Source organism: Thalassolituus sp. (assembly GCF_984348125.1).
Genome location: NZ_CFHJLR010000006.1, coordinates 15,054 through 36,773, shown reverse-complemented (window position 1 = coordinate 36,773; position 21,720 = coordinate 15,054). Strand labels below are relative to the sequence as shown.

Genomic DNA, 21,720 nt, shown 5'->3' with positions numbered 1-21,720 from the left:
TCAACGCGGAGAAAGCGCTTGTCCAAGGGCAGAGAAATAGCGAGCGAAGGCTTGGTTAATTCTCTGCCGCAGGGAGCCAGAAGGGTATAACCCCAGCTCGGCCTCACGTGACTTTTTTGTGCCTTTGACCAGAAAGTTATTCTTGATAGGCGCGTCCTGAACGAAGGCTTCAAACGCTCTGGCAGTCATCTCCTCCGGGCGAGAATAGTAAAGAATACCTGATGCACGGTCAGCCTTGGCTGAGGCGCTGAAAAGATCGCTAGGGGCGTCGCCGGTAGGGTCGAGGATGACTGCCCGGAAGCAAGCAAAAAGGAGATCGTTGAGAGGGTGAGCTACTGGTGTGGCTTTTTGATTGAGCCACTCTGGTGAGGCAAAGCGGCTTGCAGGCAGGTCGGCAAAAGCCTGTTGTGCAATGTAATGGTCGAAGGCATGAAACCATTCATGGGCGATACTCCCCGGCCCGGCATTCTTGGCCAGAGCAAACGCACGTTCCTGAGGGCTGTAGTGCGCTGCTACACCTCGGCGGCCTCCGGTGCCGAAGTGCAGGGCGATAGACCCCCTCAATGAAATCACAGTCTCGGGAACCCCGAGGATGTGCATAAGATCACAGAGTGCATCGTAGAAATGCACTGCAGCTTGCTGTTGTTCACTGGCGGTTACCCAGCGCCCGGTTTTGACGGCGTAGAAGCCGAAGCGTTCACGTACCTCACGGAACGAGATGTATTCGTCCGCAGAACGATGCTGCGGCCCGTTACGTGTAATGGGGTAGATCATGGCTGTGTCAGAGTAGCGTTGACCGAAATGTAATGTAAGTTATACGGTAATTGTACGTTATTTTATTGGCCTTTCTGGACATGTCGTATTCGCGGGCTATAGTTCAGTGGCCAGGGATGTGACGCCTCAGAGGAAGTTGACCCCACCGATTGAAGGGTGGCCAGCAGGGATAGTGCTATAAGGGATGACTAATGTGAACCGTAGAACCGATCATCAGTTGAGACAATCCATCTCGAATCTTGAGAGGCTTTTGTTAAGCACTCAGGGGGCGGATACGATTTTGTCCCGGTGCTTACAGGAGCTGGGACACTTACTCAAGGCTGAGTTTGGTTACGTCTATGAAGTTCAGCCCATGGAAGGCGGAAACGTTCACTGGGACCTCGCCGGCTACGGCAGTCTCGCCCGCGATTTTGAGCTTGAACCGGCCATTGCAACAAGTCGTACCATTCCCCATGCCCTGTTATTTCAGTTTCGCAGTGGACGCTTTATCGCATCTGCAGACGGTCTGCCCGATGGCCACCCGGTATTAAATGGTGATCATCCCATTGAAAACGTTCTATGTATCCCACTGGCGGACGTACGTAACTTATACGGGGTGATTTACCTCTGCAATCTGCCCGAAAACCCAGAAAATCTGGTCGCTGAGCGACTAAGACCGTTCGTCACGGCTGCCTGCTGTTTGTTGAGAATGACTTGGTCGAAGGCATTGAAGCATGGCAGGCCGGAGCCCGTGGCTAAGGCGTCAGAAGTGTCGATGGAGAAGTTGTTCAACTCGCTGTTTGACGGCGTGATTCTTGTCGACGAAAGTGGCGGCATTATTCGCTGTAACCGCGCAGCGTCAGAGATGCTTCAGGTTCCCCGAAATAAGATTATCGGACAACAGATAGAGCAGTTTTTTGATTACTCCATTGTCAGTTTGGTTAACGGCACAGGTCTTTTAAAAGCTAATGCCGATAGCAAGGCAGCTCTGTCAGTTATTCGTGGCGTCACAGTGCGCTCGACTAACGGAGCGAAGAAACTGGCTGACCTGCGGGTGTTTCCATGCGGACTTTTCGGAAATGACTGCCGGGGTGTAGTGATCGATGATATTTCAGAGCAAATGCGATCCGCGTCTGAATTTCGAGAGACTCAGCAGCGTTTACGCGCATTGACCACACTTGCGCCGGTCGGAATCCTGCAGCTGAATCGGGCCTGGGAGTGTACCTATGTTAACGATACCTGGTGTGATTTTGTCGGTATGACAGCGGATGAAATGATGGGCGTTGGCTGGGTGAATGCGGTACACCAGCTCGACTGTGACCGGTTTCTGGACAGCGTAAGAAAAGAAGCTGCCGGTCACGGGCGGTACACCGGGGATGTAAGGTTTCAGACGCCCTTGGGCGATGTTCGCTGGGCGTCGGTCAGTGCATGCATGTTGTATGACGAAACAGGTGGCATCGATGGTCTGTTGATGACGCAGAGTGATATTACCGACTACCTGAGAAAAGAGCAGCGACTGCGCGAAATTGCAGAGCATGATCAGTTAACGGGTCTTACAAACCGCACCAGTTTTCACGCTCGCCTGACTTCGGCGCTTAAAGAGTCGGAGCGCTATGGCCCTGTCGCCCTGATGTTTATCGACCTCGACAATTTTAAGCATATCAATGACACCCTTGGGCATGATGCGGGTGATGACCTTCTTATACAGGTTGCCCAGCGCCTGCGGGATCAAATTCGTAAAGTGGACACCATTTCACGTGTGGGTGGCGACGAATTTACTGTGATTCTTACTCACCTGAGTAATCAGGCTGCGGTAAAAATGGTCGCAGAGAAATTGCTTAAAGCCTTGGCTGAGCCCTTTAGTCTGGGTGAGAAAAATGTATACGTGACCTGCAGTATTGGCATTGCGGTTGTTGAGGAAATGACTGACCGGAAGCAATTTCTGAAACAGGCCGACATCGCGTTGTACAAGGCCAAAGAGTCGGGTCGCAATCAGTATCGCTTCTATACGTCAGAACTTAATCGCGATGCTCATATGATGATGAGTTTAAGGCAAAGTGTTAAGGCGAGTGTCGAAGAAGACTTTAATATCGTTTTTCAGCCCTGGTTCAGCGCCCGTAGCGGTACGATAATTGGCATTGAAGCTTTGACCCGCTGGAATACTGATGCCGGTAATAACGTCAGCCCTTCGGTATTTATCAAACAGATTGAAGAATCCGGTTTGATTATTGATTTTTCACGTTGGCTGTTTGGCGAGGTGTTCAGGCAGAGTCAACAGTGGCGAGAGCAGCTTGAGAACGGCCTGAAAGTATCAATAAACCTGTCAGAAAGACAGTTCCTGAATGATGAATTGACCGATGAAATCATACGCCTCGTACGTAAATACAATCTGAATGCCTCCTGGTTTGTCCTTGAAGTGAAAGAGAAAGCCCTATTGGCTGATCCTGACAAAGCAGCTGTCGCATTAGATAGCCTGGCTCGTCAGGGCTTCAGTATTCATCTTGACGACTTTGGTACAGGGTATTCGGCACTGATGCACCTGCAGAAGATGCCGATATGTTGTATCAAAATTGATCAGTCGTGCGTCGCTGACCTGATGTCTCTCGAAAGTAAGCAACGAATTATGCGCGCTGTCCTGAGTCTGGCAGAGTCGCTTGAACTTGGGATTATTGCTGAAGGTGTTGAAGATAAAGACACCAGTGACTGGTTGCTGGATCAAGGCTGTGTACTACAGCAGGGCTTTTTGTTCTCACCACCTGTTGAGCCAGTCGAAATCTCAGGTATTCTAGATGAGCTGCCAGTGAAATAACCCTGATAACTGAACCTCCCGGATGGACCCAGATGAGCAATGCCCCCGACGCTGTATCCCCTACTCACTACATTGGCATCGGCGCATCGGCTGGGGGGCTTGAGGCACTTCAGGATTTGTTTGCCAATACACCCTCAGACACAGGGGTGGCCTTTATTGTTGTGCAACATCTGTCGCCTGACTACAAGAGCATGGTCCCGGAATTACTGAGTCGCTACTCCGATATGCCGATTCAGCAGATATCTGATTCTACCGAGATATACCCCGATCACATCTATCTGATGCCTCCGCGAAAAAACATGATGATCGCCGATGGCAAGCTTCTGTTGACGGATGCGATGCCAGAATCACCACCTCAAATGCCCATTAATTTCTTTTTTAAATCACTCGCTCAGAATTATGGCCATCGAGCGGTCGGTATCGTTTTGTCTGGTACGGGAAGCGATGGCACGCGTGGTATTAAGTCGCTGAAAGAGGAGGGCGGACTGGTTATTGTTCAGGAGCCAGATTCTGCTAAATTCGATGGCATGCCGCGCAGTGCATTGAATACAGGGCTGGCTGATCTGATCTTACCGGCTACTGACATAGGCGAAAATTTAGTTCGCTTCTTCCAACACCCCTATATCTCAGGTGCACAGCCTGTACGAAGTGAAAATGAGGAAGATAATCAGGCTTACGATGATATTTTCAAACTTCTGAAGCGACAGTCATCAATTAACTTCTCTCAGTATAAAGCTTCTACTGTTGCCAGGCGTATTGAGCGCCGCCTTGGGATTAATCAGCTTAATGGCCTGAATTCTTATCATCGTCTATTGCTCGAGTCACCCAAAGAACTGCAGATTCTCAGTAAAGAACTGCTGATTGGTGTCACCCGATTTTTCCGTGATGAAGAGGTGTTTGATTACATCTATGGGCGGGTGATCCCTGATTTGGTCGCCAGTGTTATGGAGCGCGACAAATCTCTACGTATCTGGGTTGCGGGTTGCTCTACCGGTGAAGAAGCTTACAGTCTGGCAATCCTGTTCAGAGAATATATTGAAAAAGAAGAGCTTGATTGCAAAGTCAGTATTTTCGCAACAGATGTAGATTCAAACGCCATTGCAGAAGCGAGTACGGGGTTGTACTCCGAGGACATTCAGTTTGATGTCTCTGAAGAGCGCCTCGAAAAATATTTTGAAGGTCGTCCCGGCGGCTTTCAGATTGTCCGTAGCATCAGGGAGTCGGTAATCTTCGCAACGCATAACATGCTTGAAGATCCTCCGTTCTCTAATATTGATTTAGTGACTTGCCGGAATGTATTGATCTATTTCCAGCAAGGTGCTCAGAAGCGCGTGCTGTCGTCGCTGTTCTTTGCACTTCGGTACAAGGGTTATCTATGGCTTGGCCCCTCTGAAAGTATGGGGGACCTGAAGTCGCACTTCGATCAGGTTAGTGACCGTAATAAGCTATTCCAGAAGATATCGAATCAGCGTGTACCTGTTGGTAGCACACCGCCAGGTATTACGTTCACCGGAAAGTTGGCCAGTCCGGTATCAATGCAACCTTTCAATAGTGTTACTCGCGCATCTAAAGCTGTTTCTGGCCCGCTCTCGCTGGTGCAGGACCGCCTGTTAAAAGAGTTTGTGCCTGCATGTATTGTATTAAACGATACCTTTGAAGCTGTTCATGTCTATGGTGATGTCAGCCGCTTTGTGCGCCCTATGGGAGCAGGAAAAGTCAGTAATAATATCAACGATATTATTCACGAGGACTTATCTGTCGCGGTTTCGACTGCTCTGTATCGCTGTGAAAAGTGCCGGGAAGACATCTTTTACACTGACGTTATTTTGCATGACGACGATGGCGAGGATCTTAATCTTAATCTGTCTGTGTTGATTGTACGTTCGGGTGACCGTGAATCACCCATGACTTCAACAAACTATGTGATTCAGTTTCAGATTAATGAAAATGCAGAACGGGTCATTGCTAAGCCAGGTGTTTCTTTCGATGCACAGGAAAGTTCGCGTCATCGCATCATGGATCTTGAGGCTGAACTGGTGAAAAAGCAGGAGCACTTGCAGGTGACCATCGAAGAGCTGGAAACCACGAATGAGGAGCTGCAGTCTGCGAACGAAGAATTGATGTCCGCTAATGAAGAGCTGCAGAGCACTAATGAGGAACTGCAGTCAGTCAATGAAGAATTGTATACCGTTAACAGTGAATATCAGGAGAAAATCACTCAGCTTACCGAGTTGAATGATGATCTTGATAGTGTCATCAATGCGACGAATATCGGTATTGTTTTCCTTGATGAGTCATTATCTATCCGTAAGTTTACATCGGTTGCGAAACAGTATATCCACCTGATGGAGAATGATGTCGGTCGTCCTTTTCACCATATTTCGCATGATTTGAAGTATCATGACTTGATAAGCGATGTTGTCTCTGTAAGTACTAACGGTGAAACTATCGAACGGGCGGTTTATACCCGTACTGAGAGTGCTGTTCTCGTTCGTATTCTTCCTTATCGCAATTCGGGTGGTCGCATCAGTCGCGGTATTGTTATTACATTGACGAATATATCGCGTCAGCGTTTTGTTGAGGCTGCACTCGAGCGAGCCCAGAGCCAGCTTCGTGATGTGGTGCTGGAAGGCAGTGCACAGTTACTGATTGATCATGACCGATCAGAGCTGTCAGTACTATTGCTGGAAGACGACGAAGTCGATCAGTTGCGTATTCAGCGGATGCTCACCGATATAGGTGATCGTACCTATAACATTCAGACGTTTGGTCAGATAGATGAGGCCGTAAAAGCTGTGAGTAGTTCAGCGTTCGATGTTTGTCTGTTGGACTATCGATTACCGGGCGGAACAGCGAAAGACTTCCTTGATCAAGCCAGTGAATATGTACAGGACACACCGTGTGTATTGATGTCGGGGTATTCAGAAGACGATGTTGATCCATCTTTTCTGGAATCTGGAGTGTTCGATTTCCTGAATAAAGACGAATTGACTACCCAGCTTATTGTGAGAAGTATCGACTACGCTATCGAGCGCAGAAAAGTGCAAGCCTCTATCGAAGAGTTAAGCGTTTCCAGTGATACCTGATCCTGCGATCAGGTATTTTCGTGAGGCCAGGTAAACGAAAATACATTACTGTATCTTATATTCGCAGTTTTCTGATCTACAGGGGCGGGGTGGTATGACAGCGAGCCCCCCATGCTATTGACGATCCTTTCGGCAATGGCCAGGCCCATGCCGCTGCCCTCGACCTGATCCCGAGGGCGTAATGTCTGAAACATCTCAAAAATGCGCTGGCGATACTCCTCGGGTATCTGCGGGTTCTGATCCATTACCTCAATAACGACACGACCTTTATCTACGGCTGTCGTGACAAGCAGATGTTCTGAGCTGTCGCCTTTATGCTTTATTGCGTTACTCAGCAGGTTCTGTAGCACCTGAGACAGCTTGGTGGGCGACGGTACCCTTTGAGGGGGGATGCTTGTTATGTTCAGTGTAAGAGTACGATCAGGGCAAAGAGATTCGAATATTTCGCGAATGAGTGAATCAAAATTCACTTCTTCAGTTGGGTTGTTAGTCTCAGATCCAGACCTGGAGTAGGTGAGTATATCTTCGAGTAGGTGCTCAAGGCGGGCGACCCGTTTATTCATCATGCTTATATGACTTTTGACGGATTCAGGTGGATCCGGGAGGTCTTCTTCTATCCAGGATGCTAGCTGGCGAATGCCACGCAGAGGTGCTTTAAGGTCGTGAGAGGCGACATAAGCGAATCGTTCGAGGTCACGATTGGAACGCTCAAGCTCCTGTTCCCTCAGTTTTTCTTCTGTGATGTCCCAGTTTGCACCTCGCATTCGTAGTGGCTCGCCAGCTTCGTTATAAAAAATCTCAGCAGCAGACTTGATGTAGCGAATGCTGCCATCACGGAGTGGCACACGAATTTCTGTTCTGAAGAAGCGCTCACCCTTGATCGCGGCTTGCATACGCTGTTCGATGTCTTCGATATCATCGGGGTGAACCGCGCCGCGCCAATGTTCGTACTGCAAGGCCTGTCCGTCAGTATCGAGCTGATAGAGCTCAAGCATGGTATCGTCCCAGATAATCTGATCGGTTGTCAGATCCCAGAGCCAGATACCGATGCCGGCAGTTTCCAGTACAACCTTGTTGGTTTCGCTGACGTCTTCAAGGCTGGCCTCGAGTTCTTTACCGATAGCAACCAGTTGCTCCCGGGCACGCATCAGCTCAGTCAGATCTGTGTGGGCGCCAAGCATGCGCGTTGGTTGGTTATTCTCATCCCGGATGATCAGCCCGCGACAGCGTATCCAGACAGTGTGGCCATCCTTGTGCCGGTATCTGACGACCTGGTCGTAGGGGTGGTTTGGGTCAGCTTTATGCTTTTCAAAATTGTCCAGTACGCCGGGTAGATCTTCGGGGAAGATATTTTCCTGCCACCAGGCTGAGGTATGTGGAATTTCGTCGTTTTTATAACCGAAGACTCTTTTGAACTGGGGGCTCAGCCACTCTTGCTCGGGGTCTGTGAGGTCCCAATACCAGAGACCATCGGTGGCGCCCAGCTCGAACCAGTCGAACAGATCGGCATCTTCTCTCAGTTTATTGGAGAGCTCAGTGTAGAGGTAATGGGTTTCCTTTGACATGATGACTCCCTGTGACTTCTTCCGGTGAACTCTTTTATCAGGTGACTCTTATCTCATGTGAGTCGAACACTGACTTCTTGTAGTTTTACGCAGTGGTAAGCTATTGTGGTGCAGTACTTTGAAGGTGACAACCGGATGTCTGAGATAGATGAAATATTTCTGGTCGATGATGACGACGTTGATGTGATGGCGATACGCCGTGCGCTGCAACGCGTCAGTAATCCGCCGAAGCTCATCGTTGCGAACGATGGTGAAGAAGCACTCAACCTTCTTATCGAAGGCCGGTTGAGTAAGTCATCTGTCATTGTGCTGGACATAAATATGCCACGTATATCCGGTTTTGAGCTTTTGAAGAAGCTTCGTTGTAATGTTGAGCTGCAAGCCTATCGCGACCTCCCCGTCTGGGTTATGACGACATCTGAGGCTGATCGCGATCTGGAACGCGCCGATGAGTATGATGTAGCAGGGTATATCCGCAAGACGTTTCAGAGTGCGGATGTGAATATGATTCTGCGTCGAATATTGGGTGATGGATCAGCGGACGCAGGTTGAGAGGTAACAAGTGTGACAGGCTCCGATCGCCATTTTTCCGCAGAAGATATATCACGAATCATTGAGATGGCCTGGGAGGACCGAACGCCCTTTGAGGCGATCGAAACTCTTTTCGGGCTGCCAGAAAAAGAGGTCATCGTTCTTATGCGCAGAGAGATGAAGCCTTCATCTTTCCGCATGTGGCGCAAACGAGTCAGTGGCCGGGCCACTAAGCATCTTGCTTTGCGGCCTGCAGGTATCGACCGTGCCTACTGCCCGACTCAATACAAGCATCGCTGATCTATACAAGCGCCGCAGAGTAGCACTTTGAACAGTCTTTCGATCTTTGGTGTCAGTTTCCCTCTGGTTCCTTTTCTAGGCCTCAGCGCGCTATTGCTGATGGCCGTTGCGAATCGTGTTTTACCCGACGGAGTCCCCGGCCTGGTTGATCGCATTATCTCGAGAGTGTTTGTCGCATTGGTGATCTCGCGCATGGTATTCGTCGTCCAATACCGCGATCAGTACTTTGCCGCGGAAACACCCGCATTCGCTATTGTAGATATCCGTGACCGAGGATTCGAGCCCATCGCATTCCTGGTGGTTATCGCACTGGGTATCGGGCACATGCTGCTAAGGGAAGTAGCATGGCGTAGGCCACTAATCGTCATGGTAACGATTGCTCTGCTATGGATTGGCGCAGGATTCAGCTTGTTTAAATTCACTCATAGCACGCCAGATCTGTGGCCGGAATACAGCTTTAACGACCTGACGGGTAAGTCTTTTCCGCTCAGGTCTGATGTTGCGAATGTCACGGTTGTGAATCTGTGGGCGACCTGGTGTCCGACGTGCAGGGCTGAAATGGAAGTGTTTGAACAAGCCCAGCAAGCCTACCCACATGTACGTTTTGTTATGCTCAACCAGGGGGAGAGCAAGGCTGAGGTCGCAGCCTTTATCGAAGCGGAGGGGTATCAGTTTGATAACCTATGGCTCGATATGGAAGGACGTATGGGGCACTGGTTTGGCCAGAGCGCTTTGCCTGTGACTCTCGTATTTAACAAGGAGGGTAAGCTGCTGAATGGCCGTATGGGAGCGATGTCGGCTGCTACTCTTGAACAGCTCCTTACCCAGGGTTCTGGCCTTTCACTTCCCACCCATTTCTGACTTCTTGCCGAGTTATTAAGCCCTGGTACTCAAAGGCTTCTCTTTTTGGTGCATCTGGCCTGCATTTTGCTCTGTTAGTGCACAATAAAGTGAATACAATCGTGGATACCTGATTCAGACCATGTTGCAGGCTGTAAAAAACGTTCGACCCGGCTGGCAAGCCAAGATGAATATGCGCCTTGAAAAGCGAGGCGAGCGAACCGTGATGGCTGGTCTGACGCACCATGGCCCCCTCCGCGTGCAGCGCCCCTTCTACCCTGAGGGCGAAACCAGTCACATTTATCTTCTGCATCCACCGGGCGGCGTTGTGGGCGGAGATGGCTTATCGATTGATATTGAATGCTGTCAGAACGCTCATGGTTTGTTTACTACGCCGGGAGCTACCAAGTTCTATCTGAGTGCAGGCGCGACCGCGGATGTAACACAGGTGCTTCATATTGGTGCAGGCTGTGCACTGGAATGGTTCCCTCAGGAGAGCATTTTCTTTACCGGCGCCAAAGTGAAAGCAAAAACTCAGATCGATCTTGAGGATGATGCTCATTTCATGGGCTGGGAAATCAGCTGCTTCGGGCGGCCGGTTAATGAAGAACGCTTTCTGCATGGCAAGGTGCACTCGAAGTTTTTTGTCCGACGCAACGGACGGCCCTTGTTGAGCGATCACCTGTTGGTCTCTGATCCTAAGCATCTCAGTGCGGCTGCAGGATTGCGGGACTATCCGATGCAGGGGCTGTTTGTGGCGACTGGCGGTACTGAAGCACTACTGGAGGCCTGCCGCGATGTTCTCGCTGAGGCGCAGACGAAGCTGGAAAGCCCACTTCCTGCTGGGCTGACCCTGCTGGATGATCTGATTGTTCTGAGAGTGCTGGGCATCAGCACTGAAAAAATGCAGTCGTTAATGATTCCGGTGTGGCAACTGCTGCGCCAGAAAGTATTAAATAAAGGGGCGGAAATTCCGCGAATCTGGAATACCTGACAGGCAGACTTATGGAACTGACACCAAGAGAGAAAGACAAGTTACTTATTTTTACCGCTGCTCTGTTAGCCGAGCGTCGTATGGCTCGGGGAGTAAAACTGAATTATCCGGAAGCCGTCGCCTTTATTACCGCGGCGATTATGGAAGGCGCTCGTGATGGTCGGACTGTCTCTGAATTAATGGGGCATGGCCGGACTCTCCTTACCCGCGATGACGTGATGGAAGGTGTACCCGAAATGATTCACGAAGTGCAGGTCGAAGCGACTTTCCCCGATGGTACTAAGTTAGTCACTGTTCATAACCCTATTGTCTGATCACGGCAGTTTAACGGATTGAGGAGCACGCAATGATACCTGGTGAAGTTAAGGCTGCGGAAGGCAGTATCACACTCAATGAAGGTCGTCAGACGTTAGAAATAGAAGTGGCGAATACGGGCGATCGTCCTATTCAGGTTGGATCTCACTATCACTTTTACGAAGTGAATAATTCACTGACATTTGATCGTGAAAAGACCCGCGGCTACCGACTCAATATTCCTGCGGGAACCGCAGTCCGCATTGAACCGGGGCAAACGCGAACGGTGGAATTAGTTGAGTATACCGGTGCACGGAAAGTGTATGGATTCCAGGGCAAAGTGATGGGAGACCTGTAATGACGGACAGCAATAAAACGATTTCGCGTCAGGCCTATGCCGATATGTTCGGGCCCACAAAGGGCGATAAAGTGCGCCTTGCGGATACTGAACTCTGGATTGAAGTTGAGAACGACTATACGACGTACGGCGATGAAGTAAAATTCGGCGGTGGTAAAGTAATTCGTGACGGCATGGGGCAATCACAAAGCACCTCAGAAAAAGTCATGGATTGTGTCATGACGAATGCTCTGGTCATCGATTACACCGGAATTTATAAGGCAGACATCGGTATTAAAGGTGGGCGTATTGCCGCCATTGGTAAAGCCGGTAATCCAGATGTTCAGCCGGACGTCACCATTGAAGTTGGTCCGGGTACCGACGTGATTGCTGCAGAAGGTAAGATCGTCACGGCGGGTGGTATCGACTCTCATATTCACTTTATTTGCCCACAGCAGATCGAAGAAGCACTGGCATCCGGTGTCACGACCATGCTGGGAGGTGGCACAGGCCCGACAACAGGCACCAACGCAACAACGGTAACGCCGGGCCCCTGGAATATGGCGCGCATGCTTGAAGCTGCTGACGAATTTCCGATGAACCTTGGTTTTCTGGGTAAGGGCAATGCCAGTCAACCTGAAGGTCTGCGTGAGCAGATTGCAGCGGGAGCGATTGGTCTTAAATTGCACGAAGATTGGGGAACAACGCCAGCGTCGATTGACTGCGCACTCACGGTGGCAGAAGAAACCGACACCCAGATCGCGATTCACACCGATACTCTGAACGAGTCGGGTTTTGTTGAAGACACCATTGCTGCATTTAAAGGTCGTACCATTCACACGTACCACACTGAGGGTGCGGGTGGTGGTCACGCGCCGGACATTATTAAAGCCGCCGGGCTGTCTAATGTGTTGCCGTCGTCAACCAACCCAACGCGCCCGTATACTGTAAATACAGCAGACGAACACCTCGATATGCTGATGGTGTGTCACCACCTTGATCCAAGCATTCCAGAAGACGTTGCCTTTGCTGAGTCACGTATTCGTGTTGAAACCATTGCTGCGGAAGATATTCTTCACGACCTGGGCGCATTCTCGATGATTTCGTCAGACTCTCAGGCGATGGGGCGTGTTGGCGAAGTGGTGACCCGTACCTGGCAGACTGCGCACAAAATGAAAGTACAGCGTGGCAATCTCCCTGAAGACCCGGAAACTCATGATAACTTCCGGGTAAAACGTTATATCGCGAAATACACCATTAACCCTGCCATTGCCCACGGTATGTCGCACGAAATCGGTTCCGTCGAAGTCGGAAAACTTGCTGACCTGGTGGTCTGGAGCCCGGCATTCTTTGGTGTTAAACCCGACCTGATTTTGAAAGGCGGGTTTATTGCGATGGCAAAAATGGGTGACCCGAATGCGTCTATTCCGACGCCACAGCCTGTCCACTATCGTCCGATGTTTGGTTCTTACGGTAAAACCCGTAACGCAACCAGCATGACCTTTATTTCACAGGCCGCGCTGGATGCGGGTGTGCCGGAGAAGCTGGGTCTGAAAAATCTGATTGGTGTGGTGAAAGGCTGCCGTACTGCAACCAAAGCGAGCATGGTGCTTAACGATTGGCAGCCGGATATTTCGGTCGACCCTCAGACGTACGAAGTGCGTGCGAACGGTGAGTTGCTGACCTGTGAACCTGCGGAAGTATTGCCTATGGCGCAGAGATACTTTTTATTCTAATTAAAGGCAAAGCCGCTTTTTTAAATTGAAGAAAAACATGATTGAACTGATTAAAAAATTAACCGCTCACGAAGTGTCGCACGCAGATTTATCTGCAGCGAAAACACTGAGCCTCCCGATTGATCTGCGCATTAAGAGTCGTCAGCGAGTAACGCTGGAAGACGGCGCTGAAGCCGGCTTATTTTTAGAACGCGGTACTCTGCTGCGTGGTGGTGACATCATTACTGATGGGCAGGGAATATTGGTACGAGTAGTGGCTGCTGATGAAACGGTATCTACTGTTCGCTGTGCAGATCCTCTGTTACTGGCAAAAATCGCCTATCACCTGGGTAATCGTCACGTTCCGTTGCAGATCGAGTCTGGCTGGTTGCGCTTCCAGCATGATCATGTCCTTGAAGATATGGTGCGTCAGCTGCCGGTTGCCTCCGAAGCTGCAGAGGTGATCTGTGAGCAGGCTCCTTTTGAGCCTGAGTCGGGCGCCTATCAGCAGGGCGGTGGGCATCACCACCATGGGCACGACCATGATGACCATTCACATACACATAGCCACTCGCACTGAATGCGAGTGGTTGAAATATCGATTGGAGATTTGAAATGAAAAAATTACTGGCTGGCCTCGCGGCTTCTGCAATGTCTACTGTTGCATTCGCGCACGAAGGTGATCACTCCGGCGAATCTTTGGGTGGTCTGGTGCATCACTCTCTATTTGATGCCGACCACTTGTTGATGTTGCTTGGCGCTGTACTGGTCATCGGTAGTGGTGTGGCGATGTTTGTGCGTAGCCAGAAAGCGCGTGCGAATTCTGAGAACGCAGACAAGTAATACGCTATGTCCGCAGCCTACTTTCGCTTGCAGCAACTGATCAGCCCGTCATTGCCTATTGGCGCATTCACTTATTCACAGGGGATGGAATGGGCCGTAGAAAGTGGCTGGATTAAAGATGCAGAAAGCCTGTATGCATGGCTGGATTCTGTACTCAGCGGCACCATGGTGACGATGGAGCTACCCCTGCTTCTACGTATCGCAGACTGCATTGAAAATAAAGATGCGCAGGGTTGCCATGACTGGTCGGCCTATCTTCTTTCCTGCCGGGAAACCAGTGAATTGCGCGCAGAAGAACAGCAGCGGGGTCAGGCGTTTTCTGCTCTGCTGGATAAGCTGCCTGAAGCCGCTGCCTGGCCAGAGTTAAGTGACCCGGTCTGGCGCGGTGCTATGGATATCAGCCAGCTCACAGGCTTCGCACTCGCTTGCTACAAGTGGAATATATCCCGCGAAGATATGCTGAGAGGGTACCTATGGAGTTGGCTTGAGAATATGGTTATTGGTGCCGTTAAGCTTATTCCCCTAGGGCAGAGTGATGGGCAGCGGGTACTGTTCCGCTTTACGGATTATCTGAGTACGGCCTGTGAGGAGGCGTTCGATGTTGAAGATGATGACATCGGGGCTTCTTCACCAGCGCAAGCGATTGCCAGCAGTCTGCATGAAACACAATATTGTCGTTTGTTCCGCTCATAAAAATAGCGGGAAAAACCAGAATTAAAGAATTGATAAAACAGGAAATAAAAATGGCTGATTACAAATCTCCACTCCGTGTTGGTATTGGCGGCCCGGTGGGCTCAGGAAAAACTGCACTGTTAGAGCAGCTGTGTAAAGCCATGCGCGACGACTATCATATTGCTGTGGTAACCAACGATATTTACACCAAAGAAGACCAGCGTATCCTGACTCAGGCGGAAGCTTTGGAGCCAGAGCGTATCGTCGGCGTTGAAACAGGTGGCTGCCCGCATACGGCGATTCGTGAAGACGCATCGATGAACCTTGCGGCGGTAGAAACGCTGGCAAAGAAATTCGGTAATCTGGATGTGGTGTTCGTTGAAAGTGGCGGTGACAACCTTTCGGCAACCTTCAGCCCTGAACTGGCGGATCTCACTATCTACGTGATCGACGTAGCTTCGGGCGAGAAGATTCCACGCAAGGGTGGCCCGGGTATTACCAAGTCAGACCTGCTGGTGATTAATAAAATCGACCTGGCTGAGCTGGTGGGTGCGAACCTGAGCATTATGGACTCCGATACCAAGCGTATGCGTGGCGAGAAGCCTTATGTGTTCTCGAATCTGCGCACAGACATCGAAGGCCTGAACGACATCATCAGCTTTATCACCCGTGAAGGAATGCTGAAGAGTCATGCGGAGAAAATGGCGGGCTGATTGTCTTCAGTCTCCAAATACACGAACAAACAGATGGTTCTCTGAGCCATCTGCGGGTTCGTAAAGTGCAGCGGGGCGACCTTTGCCCCCGTCTGGTATACCTTCTCCGACTTCTTTTAATACGTCGGCGTTCAACAGTCTTCGCCGGAACGATTTCTTTTCTAATTCCGTATCCATAAGTAGCTCGAACGCTTTCTGTAACTGCGACAATGAGAACGGGCGTTTCAGAACGTGTATCGGTAATACGGTGTAAGCCGTCTTATTTTTCAGGCGCTCCCTAGCGAGTTGAAGTAGTTCAGAGTGATCGAAGGCGAGTTGTAACTGTTCGATTTCTTCTATTGGAAACCAGCGCGCTTCATTCACTGCCTCAATAAACTCAGCGGTCGGTGCGTATGGGATTAACGCCATGTAGAGTGTGGTAATACTCCAGTGTCTGGGATCGCGGTGGGCATTGCCGATCGTCGACACCTGTTCCAGTAATGGGGCATCGACGCCGGTTTTGGATACCAGCTTCCGGCGGGCTGTTGCGTTAATGTTGCTATCTTTCTTCAAGTCAACGAAACCACCCGGCAGTGCCCAGTAGTCTTTATAAGGGTATTCGTTGCGCTCCACAATAAGCACTTTTAGTTGGCCCTCATGGAGGGTGAAAATAGCTATATCTACTGAGTAAATTGGGGTATCGAACTCTTTCGGGTTATAGCTATCGAGGGACGACTGCTCAGGTGATTCGGGCATGAGAGTTACTTGACAATAGTGGCGATTGGCCAATAATACAGCGCTATCCACGATAAGATCAATTTAGATGGTGGACTCACATGCCGGATAGACCGGCAGTAAGATTATCAACGGCAAGGAGCTTGCTGTATGCCGATAGACAAGAAATTCGATTTTGCGGTCTTTATTGGCCGTTTTCAGCCCTTTCATCAGGGGCATTTACAGGTCATCCAGTCCGGATTAAAGCAGGCTGACAAACTGATCGTGCTGATTGGTTCGTCCTGGCAGGCTCGGAATCCGCGTAACCCCTGGTTGCACAGTGAGCGTGAACATATGATTCGTACCTGCTTGTCAGAAGATGAAAACCAGCGTCTGATCTGCGTTCCCTTGATGGATGTGCCGTACAACGATGAAGTCTGGGTGCGTAACGTGCAGACCACAGTTTCAGGGTTGGTAACCGCTCACTATTCGACGCCTCATAAACCTGCAAAGATCGCGCTGATCGGCCATAAGAAAGATCAGACGGGCTTTTATCTCAGTTTATTTCCGCAGTGGCAGAGCATTGGTGTGGATAACTATCGAAGCATCAGCGCAACGCCTATCCGTGAAGCATTCTTCTCTCAGGGGAAAGAGCAGGAGTTGGGCGCAATGATCAATGACGGACTGCTGCCAGCCCCTGTGGTTAGCTGGCTGGATGAGTTCAGCCGGTCCTCCCCAGGCTACGCACAGATCTGTGAGGAAATCGCCTTCGTTCACAAGTATAAAACGGCCTGGGAGGCAGCTCCTTATGCTCCGACCTTTGTAACCGTGGACGCAGTATTGGTGCAGTCTGGGCATATTCTTCTGGTTGAGCGGCGCGCGAATCCGGGCAAAGGTTTGTGGGCTCTGCCAGGCGGGTTTGTTGATCCGCATGAGCGTTTGTTGGATGCCTGCCTGCGGGAGTTACGTGAAGAGACGCGCCTTAAAGTCCCTGCGCCAGTGTTAAAAGGCTCTATCCGTAAGCAGGCGGTGTTTGATGATCCTTATCGTTCTGCCCGTGGGCGTACTATCACTCACGCTTTCTATATTGAGTTGGAACCCAATGCATCGCTACCGAAAGTGAAGGGCAGTGATGATGCTCGCCAGGCGTGCTGGATGCCGCTGGGAGACCTGAAACCTCAGGATATGTTCGAAGATCACTATTTTGTGATTCAGGACATGCTGGGTACCGGCTGAGCACTGCTTCGGCACTGCCAGAGCGGGGTTGTGAAAAGATCCGGAAGCTTCTCCGGATTTTTTTGTTGACAATATAGTGGCTGTACGCCACTATATGTTCATCGGCAGCGGGAACCGCTACCTGACAACGAACAACAACACTGGATAGACCGGCGTTGTTTCATAAAACGACTGGAGGAGCTCCGTCATGAAAAACCTGATTCTGAATACCGATTCTTACAAAGCCTCTCACTTTGCTCAGTTCCCACAGGGTGCCGAGTTTGTATCCAGCTACATCGAGTCCCGTGGTGGCGTATACAGCGAGACTCTCTTCTTCGGCCTGCAGGCGTTTATTAAAGAATATCTGACCACGCCAATAACCGCGGCTGATATTGATGAAGCTGATGCAGTTTTCACCGCACACGGTGTTCCGTTTAACCGCGCTGGTTGGGAATACATTCTCGAGACTTATAACGGTTACTTACCGCTCGAAATTCAGGCGGTGAAAGAAGGCACTATATTGCCGACCGGTAACGTCATGGTTCAGGTCATTAACACCGACCCTAAATGTGCCTGGTTGACCAGCTACATTGAAACGGCACTGCTCCGCGCTGTCTGGTACCCAACAACGGTTGCTACGGTATCGAAAGAATGCCGAAACATTATTGCCCGTTACATGGAAGACACTGCCGGCAGCACTGACGGTATTGAATTCAAACTGCACGACTTTGGCGCCCGCGGTGCGAGTTCTGAAGAGACAGCCGCTTTGGGTGGCGCTGCACACTTAGTTAACTTTTCGGGTACCGATACACTTTCCGGCATTATCGCAGCACGTCGTGCGTACGGAGTGGACATGGCGGGTTTTTCGATACCAGCGGCGGAACACAGCACTATCACGAGCTGGGGCAAAGACGGCGAATCCGACGCTTACGCCAACATGATCGCGCAGTTCGGCGGCGAAGGGCGCTTAGTTGCCGTCGTTAGTGATTCCTATGATATCTGGAATGCCATCGACAATATCTGGGGCGGCGAGTTGAAAGAACAGGTTGAGACTATGGGCGGTACCCTGGTCGTGCGCCCTGATTCTGGCGAGCCGGTGGAGATTGTCCCTGAAGCCATTGAGCGTTTAATGGCGAAGTTCGGTTATCGGGTTAACGCGATGGGATTCCGGGTATTGCCAGATTGCGTTCGCTTGATTCAGGGTGATGGTGTCAATGCAGCATCTATCGCGGCGATTCTGGATGCGCTCAAAGCCCGGAAAATCAGCGCTGAAAATATCGCTTTTGGTATGGGAGGCGAGTTGCTTCAGAAAGTGAATCGTGACACCCAGAAGTTTGCCATGAAGGCATCAGCGATCAGCATCAATGGCCAATGGCGAGATGTATATAAAGATCCGATTACTGATCCGGGCAAGCGCTCGAAACGTGGTCGCCTTGCATTGGTTCGTGACGATGAAGGTTATCAAACGGTTCGTGAATCTGAACTTGGCAATCGACAGAACGAATTGATCACAGTGTATCGCAATGGCGACATGCTCAATCAGATCACGTTTGATGAAATCCGAGCGCGTGCAGCGCAACAATAAACAGTAAAGGAGTACTGACCATGTTGAATATCCGATATTACAAAGCAGAACCAACGACGTATGTTTTTCGCTATCGAAAAGGCGCAATAAAACAAGAAGGGCGGGGGTTATCCTTCGTATATTTTGAACCCGGTACAACGCTGGTTGCCGTCCCAATGGCAACGCAGGAAACCCCGTTTATTATGAAAGAAACCACCGCAGACTATCAGGAAGTATCGGTACAGGGGCAATTGGTTTTCCGTATCAGTGATCCGGAAAAGATATCGGGGATGATGAACTATTCGTTGAATAAAAGCGCGAATGGCTATGTCAGCGAAGACCCGGAGAAGCTCAGTAATCGTGTGCTGAATATTGCTCAGGTTATTGCACGGTCTGAAATACAGACTCTGAAATTGCAGGATGCACTTGGGGCCTCACGCCAGTTGGTTGATCTGATTCGTACCGAGATGGCAGCCTCCAATACCCTTGAAACACTCGGCATTGAGCTGGTGGACTTATCGATCCAGGCGATTCGCCCAGCGCCGGAGACGGCCAGAGCGCTAGAAACTGCGGCAAGGGAAGAGCTGCTGCGTGAAGCGGATGAAGCGATCTATGCGCGACGCAAATCCGCAATCGAGCAGGAACGGACGATCAAAGAAAGCGAGTTACGTACCGAGTTAGCGGTGGAAGAAAAGCGTCGCGAGATCAGTGAAAGTAAGATTGAAGCAGAGCGCGCATTGCAGGAAAAAAGACGCCAGATTCAGCAAGAACAGATGAGTGCGGATGTGGCCCTTGAAGTGAAACGAAAAGAACTGGTCGATATGGCGACTGAAAACGAGAAGAAACAGGGAGTGGCTAAAGCCTACGGTATCGAGCAGATGATGCTGGCATTGTCGAAGCTCGACCCTGCGCTTGTTGAAGCGATCTCGAATTCCGGCATGGAGCCAGACCGTATTATCGCTCAGGCATTCAAAGGACTCGCGGGTAACGCCAGCAAAATTGGTCAGCTGAATATCACGCCAGATTTACTGGAAGGTCTGATGCAACGGAGCCGGTCGTAAGGCCGGCCATTGACCGCTGGTAAAGGAGGAAGCCATGAACCGTATCAGTGAGCGTAAGATCATTCTTATCTATCGCGATACGCGATTAGATGAGTTGATCAGACGTTATAACACGCGGGAACAGGTGCGCTTTTATCTCGAAAGTCGTAGTCAATCATTTGCTGACTACGACGAAGAAGATCGCGAAATGAAATCGGTAATACGGGATATATCCAGAGAGCTTGCCTCGCTTGGGCGGGTTCAGCCGTTAGAGCGTAGCTTCTTACCGAATTTTCTTTTCGGCCCAGATGATATTCCTTTGGTTGTTGGTCAGGACGGGCTGGTGGCGAATGTACTGAAATATCTTCAGGGGCAGCCATTAGTTGCTGTAAATCCATTGCCAGAAGTGTTTGATGGAATACTTCTGCCGTTCTCACCCAGCGACGTCAGTGCTGTAGTACGAAGCCTGATTGCTTCTGATGAAATGACGATTAAAAGCGTCAGCCTGGCCCGTGCAGACTTTAACGACGGCCAGTCGATGTTGGCGGTCAACGACTTTTATATCGGCCCTAAACTGCCAGTATCGGTGCGTTATTGTATTGAACTGGACGGCCAGAAAGAAAACCAGTCATCATCAGGAGTGATTGTATCAACCGGCCTGGGAGCGACCGGTTGGATGTCGAGCCTGATCGCTGGCGCTGAAGGTATCAGTGGCAAAGAGATTGCTCCTTTTGCTGGTGATTGGGCTGCACAGGATCTGATGTTTGGTGTACGAGAGCCTTTCCGGTCGAACACAACATCAACAGACATCGTATATGGGCGTATTCAGCCGGGTAAAAAGCTCGTGCTGTCTTCATACGTCCCGGAGGGTGGGGTGGTGTTTTCCGATGGCATAGTGTCCGATGCCATAGACTTTAATGCAGGAACCCACGTAAGTATTCGACTTTCAGAACAGCAGGGTTATTTAGTTTCGCGTTGAGAAATTGAAATAGGTTGGTTCAGGCAGTGGGGAGCAATGGCCCGGAGGATGACCGTCGTCGCAGGCTCCTGGTTTTGAAAAGAGGGTTCTCTCCAGTCGCAGCTCCTTCCGAGTCGAACCTATCAGAGGTTGTTCGTATCGTCCTGATACTCACCCTGCAGGCTACGCGCAAATCTGTTCCATACAGATTTGTCTCGTCCGACTCGGGCATCGGCGTCTTCGATTACGCTAGCGGAAAATTGAAATAGGTCGCTTCGGGCAGAGGGGGGGGTAATGGCCCGGAGGATGACCGTCGTCGCAGGCTCCTGGTTTTGAAAAGAGGGTTCTCTCCAGTCGCAGCTCCTTCCGAGTCGAACCTATCAGAGGTTCTCATCCAACTCGGGCATCGGTGTCTATGAATACGGTGTGGTGAAGTTGAAGTGCGTCGCTTCGAACAAAAGGGAATAATGGCCCGGAGGATGACCGTCGTCGCAGGCTCCTCCGTTCTCTCCAGTCGCAAGCTCCTTCCGAGTCGAACCTATCAGAGGTTCTCGTCCTTCTCAGACTTGCGGTTAAATAAAAAAGGCTCCTGAATCAGCACGCGTTGCATGCGAATTCAGGAGCCTTTTTTATTTAATGGCCCGCCCGAGAGGATTCGAACCTCTGACCTCTGCCTCCGGAGGGCAGCGCTCTATCCAGCTGAGCTACGGGCGGTTTACGGTGAGCTTCTCGCCGTAAGTGGCTGCATTGTATATGGTTTTCTTCTGAGCCTCTACTCCCTGCAAAGGAGAGAGGATG

At 50.4% G+C, this 21,720-nt stretch carries 20 protein-coding genes and 1 tRNA gene; 17 read left to right on the top strand and 4 right to left on the bottom strand.

Annotation, left to right across the window (positions count from 1 at the left end):
- Positions 1–774, bottom strand: a complete 774-nt coding sequence (locus tag AC5E51_RS05970) for a CLCA_X family protein (RefSeq protein ID WP_301377904.1) — start codon at positions 772–774, stop codon at positions 1–3.
- Positions 775–967: 193 nt separating this feature from the next.
- On the opposite strand from AC5E51_RS05970, the gene AC5E51_RS05965 reads away from it, so the two are divergent.
- Positions 968–3,562, top strand: a complete 2,595-nt coding sequence (locus AC5E51_RS05965) for a bifunctional diguanylate cyclase/phosphodiesterase (RefSeq protein ID WP_491778274.1) — start codon at positions 968–970, stop codon at positions 3,560–3,562.
- A 32-nt stretch (positions 3,563–3,594) separates the two neighbouring features.
- Positions 3,595–6,648: a chemotaxis protein CheB gene (locus tag AC5E51_RS05960; protein ID WP_491778273.1), complete on the top strand. Its 3,054-nt coding sequence runs from the start codon at positions 3,595–3,597 to the stop codon at positions 6,646–6,648.
- A gap of 8 nt (positions 6,649–6,656) precedes the next feature.
- Here the strand turns inward: AC5E51_RS05960 and AC5E51_RS05955 are convergent, their stop codons facing one another.
- Positions 6,657–8,213 carry a PAS domain-containing sensor histidine kinase gene (locus tag AC5E51_RS05955; protein ID WP_491778272.1) on the bottom strand — a complete coding sequence of 519 codons (1,557 nt, stop codon included), beginning with the start codon at positions 8,211–8,213 and terminating at the stop codon, positions 6,657–6,659.
- 135 nt (positions 8,214–8,348) lie between these two features.
- Here AC5E51_RS05955 and AC5E51_RS05950 point away from each other — a divergent pair, with 135 nt between their 5' ends.
- The 11 genes from AC5E51_RS05950 (at position 8,349) to ureG (ending at position 15,452) form a co-directional block, all read left to right on the top strand.
- Complete coding sequence (locus tag AC5E51_RS05950; protein ID WP_491778271.1) at positions 8,349–8,765, top strand: response regulator; 417 nt, start codon at positions 8,349–8,351, stop codon at positions 8,763–8,765.
- Between the two features lie 12 nt (positions 8,766–8,777).
- On the top strand, positions 8,778–9,044 hold the full coding sequence (locus AC5E51_RS05945; RefSeq protein ID WP_301377909.1) for a TIGR03643 family protein: 267 nt from the start codon (positions 8,778–8,780) through the stop codon (positions 9,042–9,044).
- A 27-nt stretch (positions 9,045–9,071) separates the two neighbouring features.
- Entirely contained in the window at positions 9,072–9,905 is an 834-nt protein-coding gene (locus AC5E51_RS05940) for a TlpA family protein disulfide reductase (protein WP_491778270.1), read from the top strand.
- A gap of 121 nt (positions 9,906–10,026) precedes the next feature.
- Positions 10,027–10,878 carry an urease accessory protein UreD gene (locus tag AC5E51_RS05935; RefSeq protein ID WP_301377911.1) on the top strand — a complete coding sequence of 284 codons (852 nt, stop codon included), beginning with the start codon at positions 10,027–10,029 and terminating at the stop codon, positions 10,876–10,878.
- Between the two features lie 11 nt (positions 10,879–10,889).
- Positions 10,890–11,192, top strand: a complete 303-nt coding sequence (gene ureA / locus AC5E51_RS05930) for an urease subunit gamma (protein ID WP_068437063.1) — start codon at positions 10,890–10,892, stop codon at positions 11,190–11,192.
- Positions 11,193–11,224: 32 nt separating this feature from the next.
- Positions 11,225–11,530 (top strand): urease subunit beta, encoded by a 306-nt coding sequence (locus tag AC5E51_RS05925; RefSeq protein ID WP_068437061.1) that lies wholly within the window; start codon positions 11,225–11,227, stop codon positions 11,528–11,530.
- A complete protein-coding gene (ureC, locus tag AC5E51_RS05920; protein WP_297533371.1) occupies positions 11,530–13,245 on the top strand; it encodes an urease subunit alpha in 1,716 nt (571 codons plus the stop codon). The genes AC5E51_RS05925 and ureC overlap by 1 nt, the downstream gene beginning before the upstream one ends.
- 37 nt (positions 13,246–13,282) lie before the next feature.
- The gene (gene ureE, locus AC5E51_RS05915; protein ID WP_491778269.1) at positions 13,283–13,804 is read left to right on the top strand and encodes an urease accessory protein UreE; all 522 of its coding nucleotides are present in this window, start codon (positions 13,283–13,285) and stop codon (positions 13,802–13,804) included.
- Positions 13,805–13,839: 35 nt separating this feature from the next.
- Positions 13,840–14,067 carry a hypothetical protein gene (locus AC5E51_RS05910; RefSeq protein ID WP_068437053.1) on the top strand — a complete coding sequence of 76 codons (228 nt, stop codon included), beginning with the start codon at positions 13,840–13,842 and terminating at the stop codon, positions 14,065–14,067.
- A 6-nt stretch (positions 14,068–14,073) separates the two neighbouring features.
- Positions 14,074–14,760, top strand: a complete 687-nt coding sequence (locus AC5E51_RS05905) for an urease accessory protein UreF (protein ID WP_068437051.1) — start codon at positions 14,074–14,076, stop codon at positions 14,758–14,760.
- Between the two features lie 50 nt (positions 14,761–14,810).
- A complete protein-coding gene (gene ureG / locus AC5E51_RS05900; protein WP_068437049.1) occupies positions 14,811–15,452 on the top strand; it encodes an urease accessory protein UreG in 642 nt (213 codons plus the stop codon).
- A 6-nt stretch (positions 15,453–15,458) separates the two neighbouring features.
- Here ureG and AC5E51_RS05895 read toward each other — a convergent pair whose 3' ends face one another.
- Positions 15,459–16,187, bottom strand: coding sequence for an NUDIX hydrolase (locus tag AC5E51_RS05895; RefSeq protein WP_297533372.1), 729 nt, complete (start codon positions 16,185–16,187; stop codon positions 15,459–15,461).
- Between the two features lie 129 nt (positions 16,188–16,316).
- Here AC5E51_RS05895 and AC5E51_RS05890 point away from each other — a divergent pair, with 129 nt between their 5' ends.
- From AC5E51_RS05890 to AC5E51_RS05875, 4 genes are all read left to right on the top strand, one after another.
- Positions 16,317–17,381: a bifunctional nicotinamide-nucleotide adenylyltransferase/Nudix hydroxylase gene (locus AC5E51_RS05890; protein WP_297533373.1), complete on the top strand. Its 1,065-nt coding sequence runs from the start codon at positions 16,317–16,319 to the stop codon at positions 17,379–17,381.
- 187 nt (positions 17,382–17,568) lie between these two features.
- Positions 17,569–18,945, top strand: coding sequence for a nicotinate phosphoribosyltransferase (locus AC5E51_RS05885; protein ID WP_491778268.1), 1,377 nt, complete (start codon positions 17,569–17,571; stop codon positions 18,943–18,945).
- 20 nt (positions 18,946–18,965) lie between these two features.
- Entirely contained in the window at positions 18,966–19,985 is a 1,020-nt protein-coding gene (locus AC5E51_RS05880; RefSeq protein ID WP_297533375.1) for an SPFH domain-containing protein, read from the top strand.
- A gap of 34 nt (positions 19,986–20,019) precedes the next feature.
- Entirely contained in the window at positions 20,020–20,943 is a 924-nt protein-coding gene (locus AC5E51_RS05875) for a sugar kinase (protein ID WP_297533376.1), read from the top strand.
- 616 nt (positions 20,944–21,559) lie between these two features.
- On the opposite strand, the gene AC5E51_RS05870 is transcribed toward AC5E51_RS05875, so the two are convergent.
- Positions 21,560–21,636: transfer RNA gene (locus AC5E51_RS05870), tRNA-Arg, on the bottom strand.
- Positions 21,637–21,720 lie beyond the last annotated feature (84 nt).

Coding starts and splice junctions, on each gene's coding strand:
- AC5E51_RS05960 (WP_491778273.1), top strand. CDS start 3,595: ATGAGCAATGCCCCCGACGCTGTATCCCCTACTCACTACATTGGCATC.
- AC5E51_RS05970 (WP_301377904.1), bottom strand. CDS start 774: ATGATCTACCCCATTACACGTAACGGGCCGCAGCATCGTTCTGCGGAC.
- AC5E51_RS05905 (WP_068437051.1), top strand. CDS start 14,074: ATGTCCGCAGCCTACTTTCGCTTGCAGCAACTGATCAGCCCGTCATTG.
- AC5E51_RS05935 (WP_301377911.1), top strand. CDS start 10,027: ATGTTGCAGGCTGTAAAAAACGTTCGACCCGGCTGGCAAGCCAAGATG.
- AC5E51_RS05955 (WP_491778272.1), bottom strand. CDS start 8,213: ATGTCAAAGGAAACCCATTACCTCTACACTGAGCTCTCCAATAAACTG.
- AC5E51_RS05875 (WP_297533376.1), top strand. CDS start 20,020: ATGAACCGTATCAGTGAGCGTAAGATCATTCTTATCTATCGCGATACG.
- ureG (WP_068437049.1), top strand. CDS start 14,811: ATGGCTGATTACAAATCTCCACTCCGTGTTGGTATTGGCGGCCCGGTG.
- AC5E51_RS05950 (WP_491778271.1), top strand. CDS start 8,349: ATGTCTGAGATAGATGAAATATTTCTGGTCGATGATGACGACGTTGAT.
- AC5E51_RS05880 (WP_297533375.1), top strand. CDS start 18,966: ATGTTGAATATCCGATATTACAAAGCAGAACCAACGACGTATGTTTTT.
- AC5E51_RS05885 (WP_491778268.1), top strand. CDS start 17,569: ATGAAAAACCTGATTCTGAATACCGATTCTTACAAAGCCTCTCACTTT.
- AC5E51_RS05890 (WP_297533373.1), top strand. CDS start 16,317: ATGCCGATAGACAAGAAATTCGATTTTGCGGTCTTTATTGGCCGTTTT.
- ureC (WP_297533371.1), top strand. CDS start 11,530: ATGACGGACAGCAATAAAACGATTTCGCGTCAGGCCTATGCCGATATG.
- AC5E51_RS05910 (WP_068437053.1), top strand. CDS start 13,840: ATGAAAAAATTACTGGCTGGCCTCGCGGCTTCTGCAATGTCTACTGTT.
- ureE (WP_491778269.1), top strand. CDS start 13,283: ATGATTGAACTGATTAAAAAATTAACCGCTCACGAAGTGTCGCACGCA.
- AC5E51_RS05925 (WP_068437061.1), top strand. CDS start 11,225: ATGATACCTGGTGAAGTTAAGGCTGCGGAAGGCAGTATCACACTCAAT.
- ureA (WP_068437063.1), top strand. CDS start 10,890: ATGGAACTGACACCAAGAGAGAAAGACAAGTTACTTATTTTTACCGCT.
- AC5E51_RS05895 (WP_297533372.1), bottom strand. CDS start 16,187: ATGCCCGAATCACCTGAGCAGTCGTCCCTCGATAGCTATAACCCGAAA.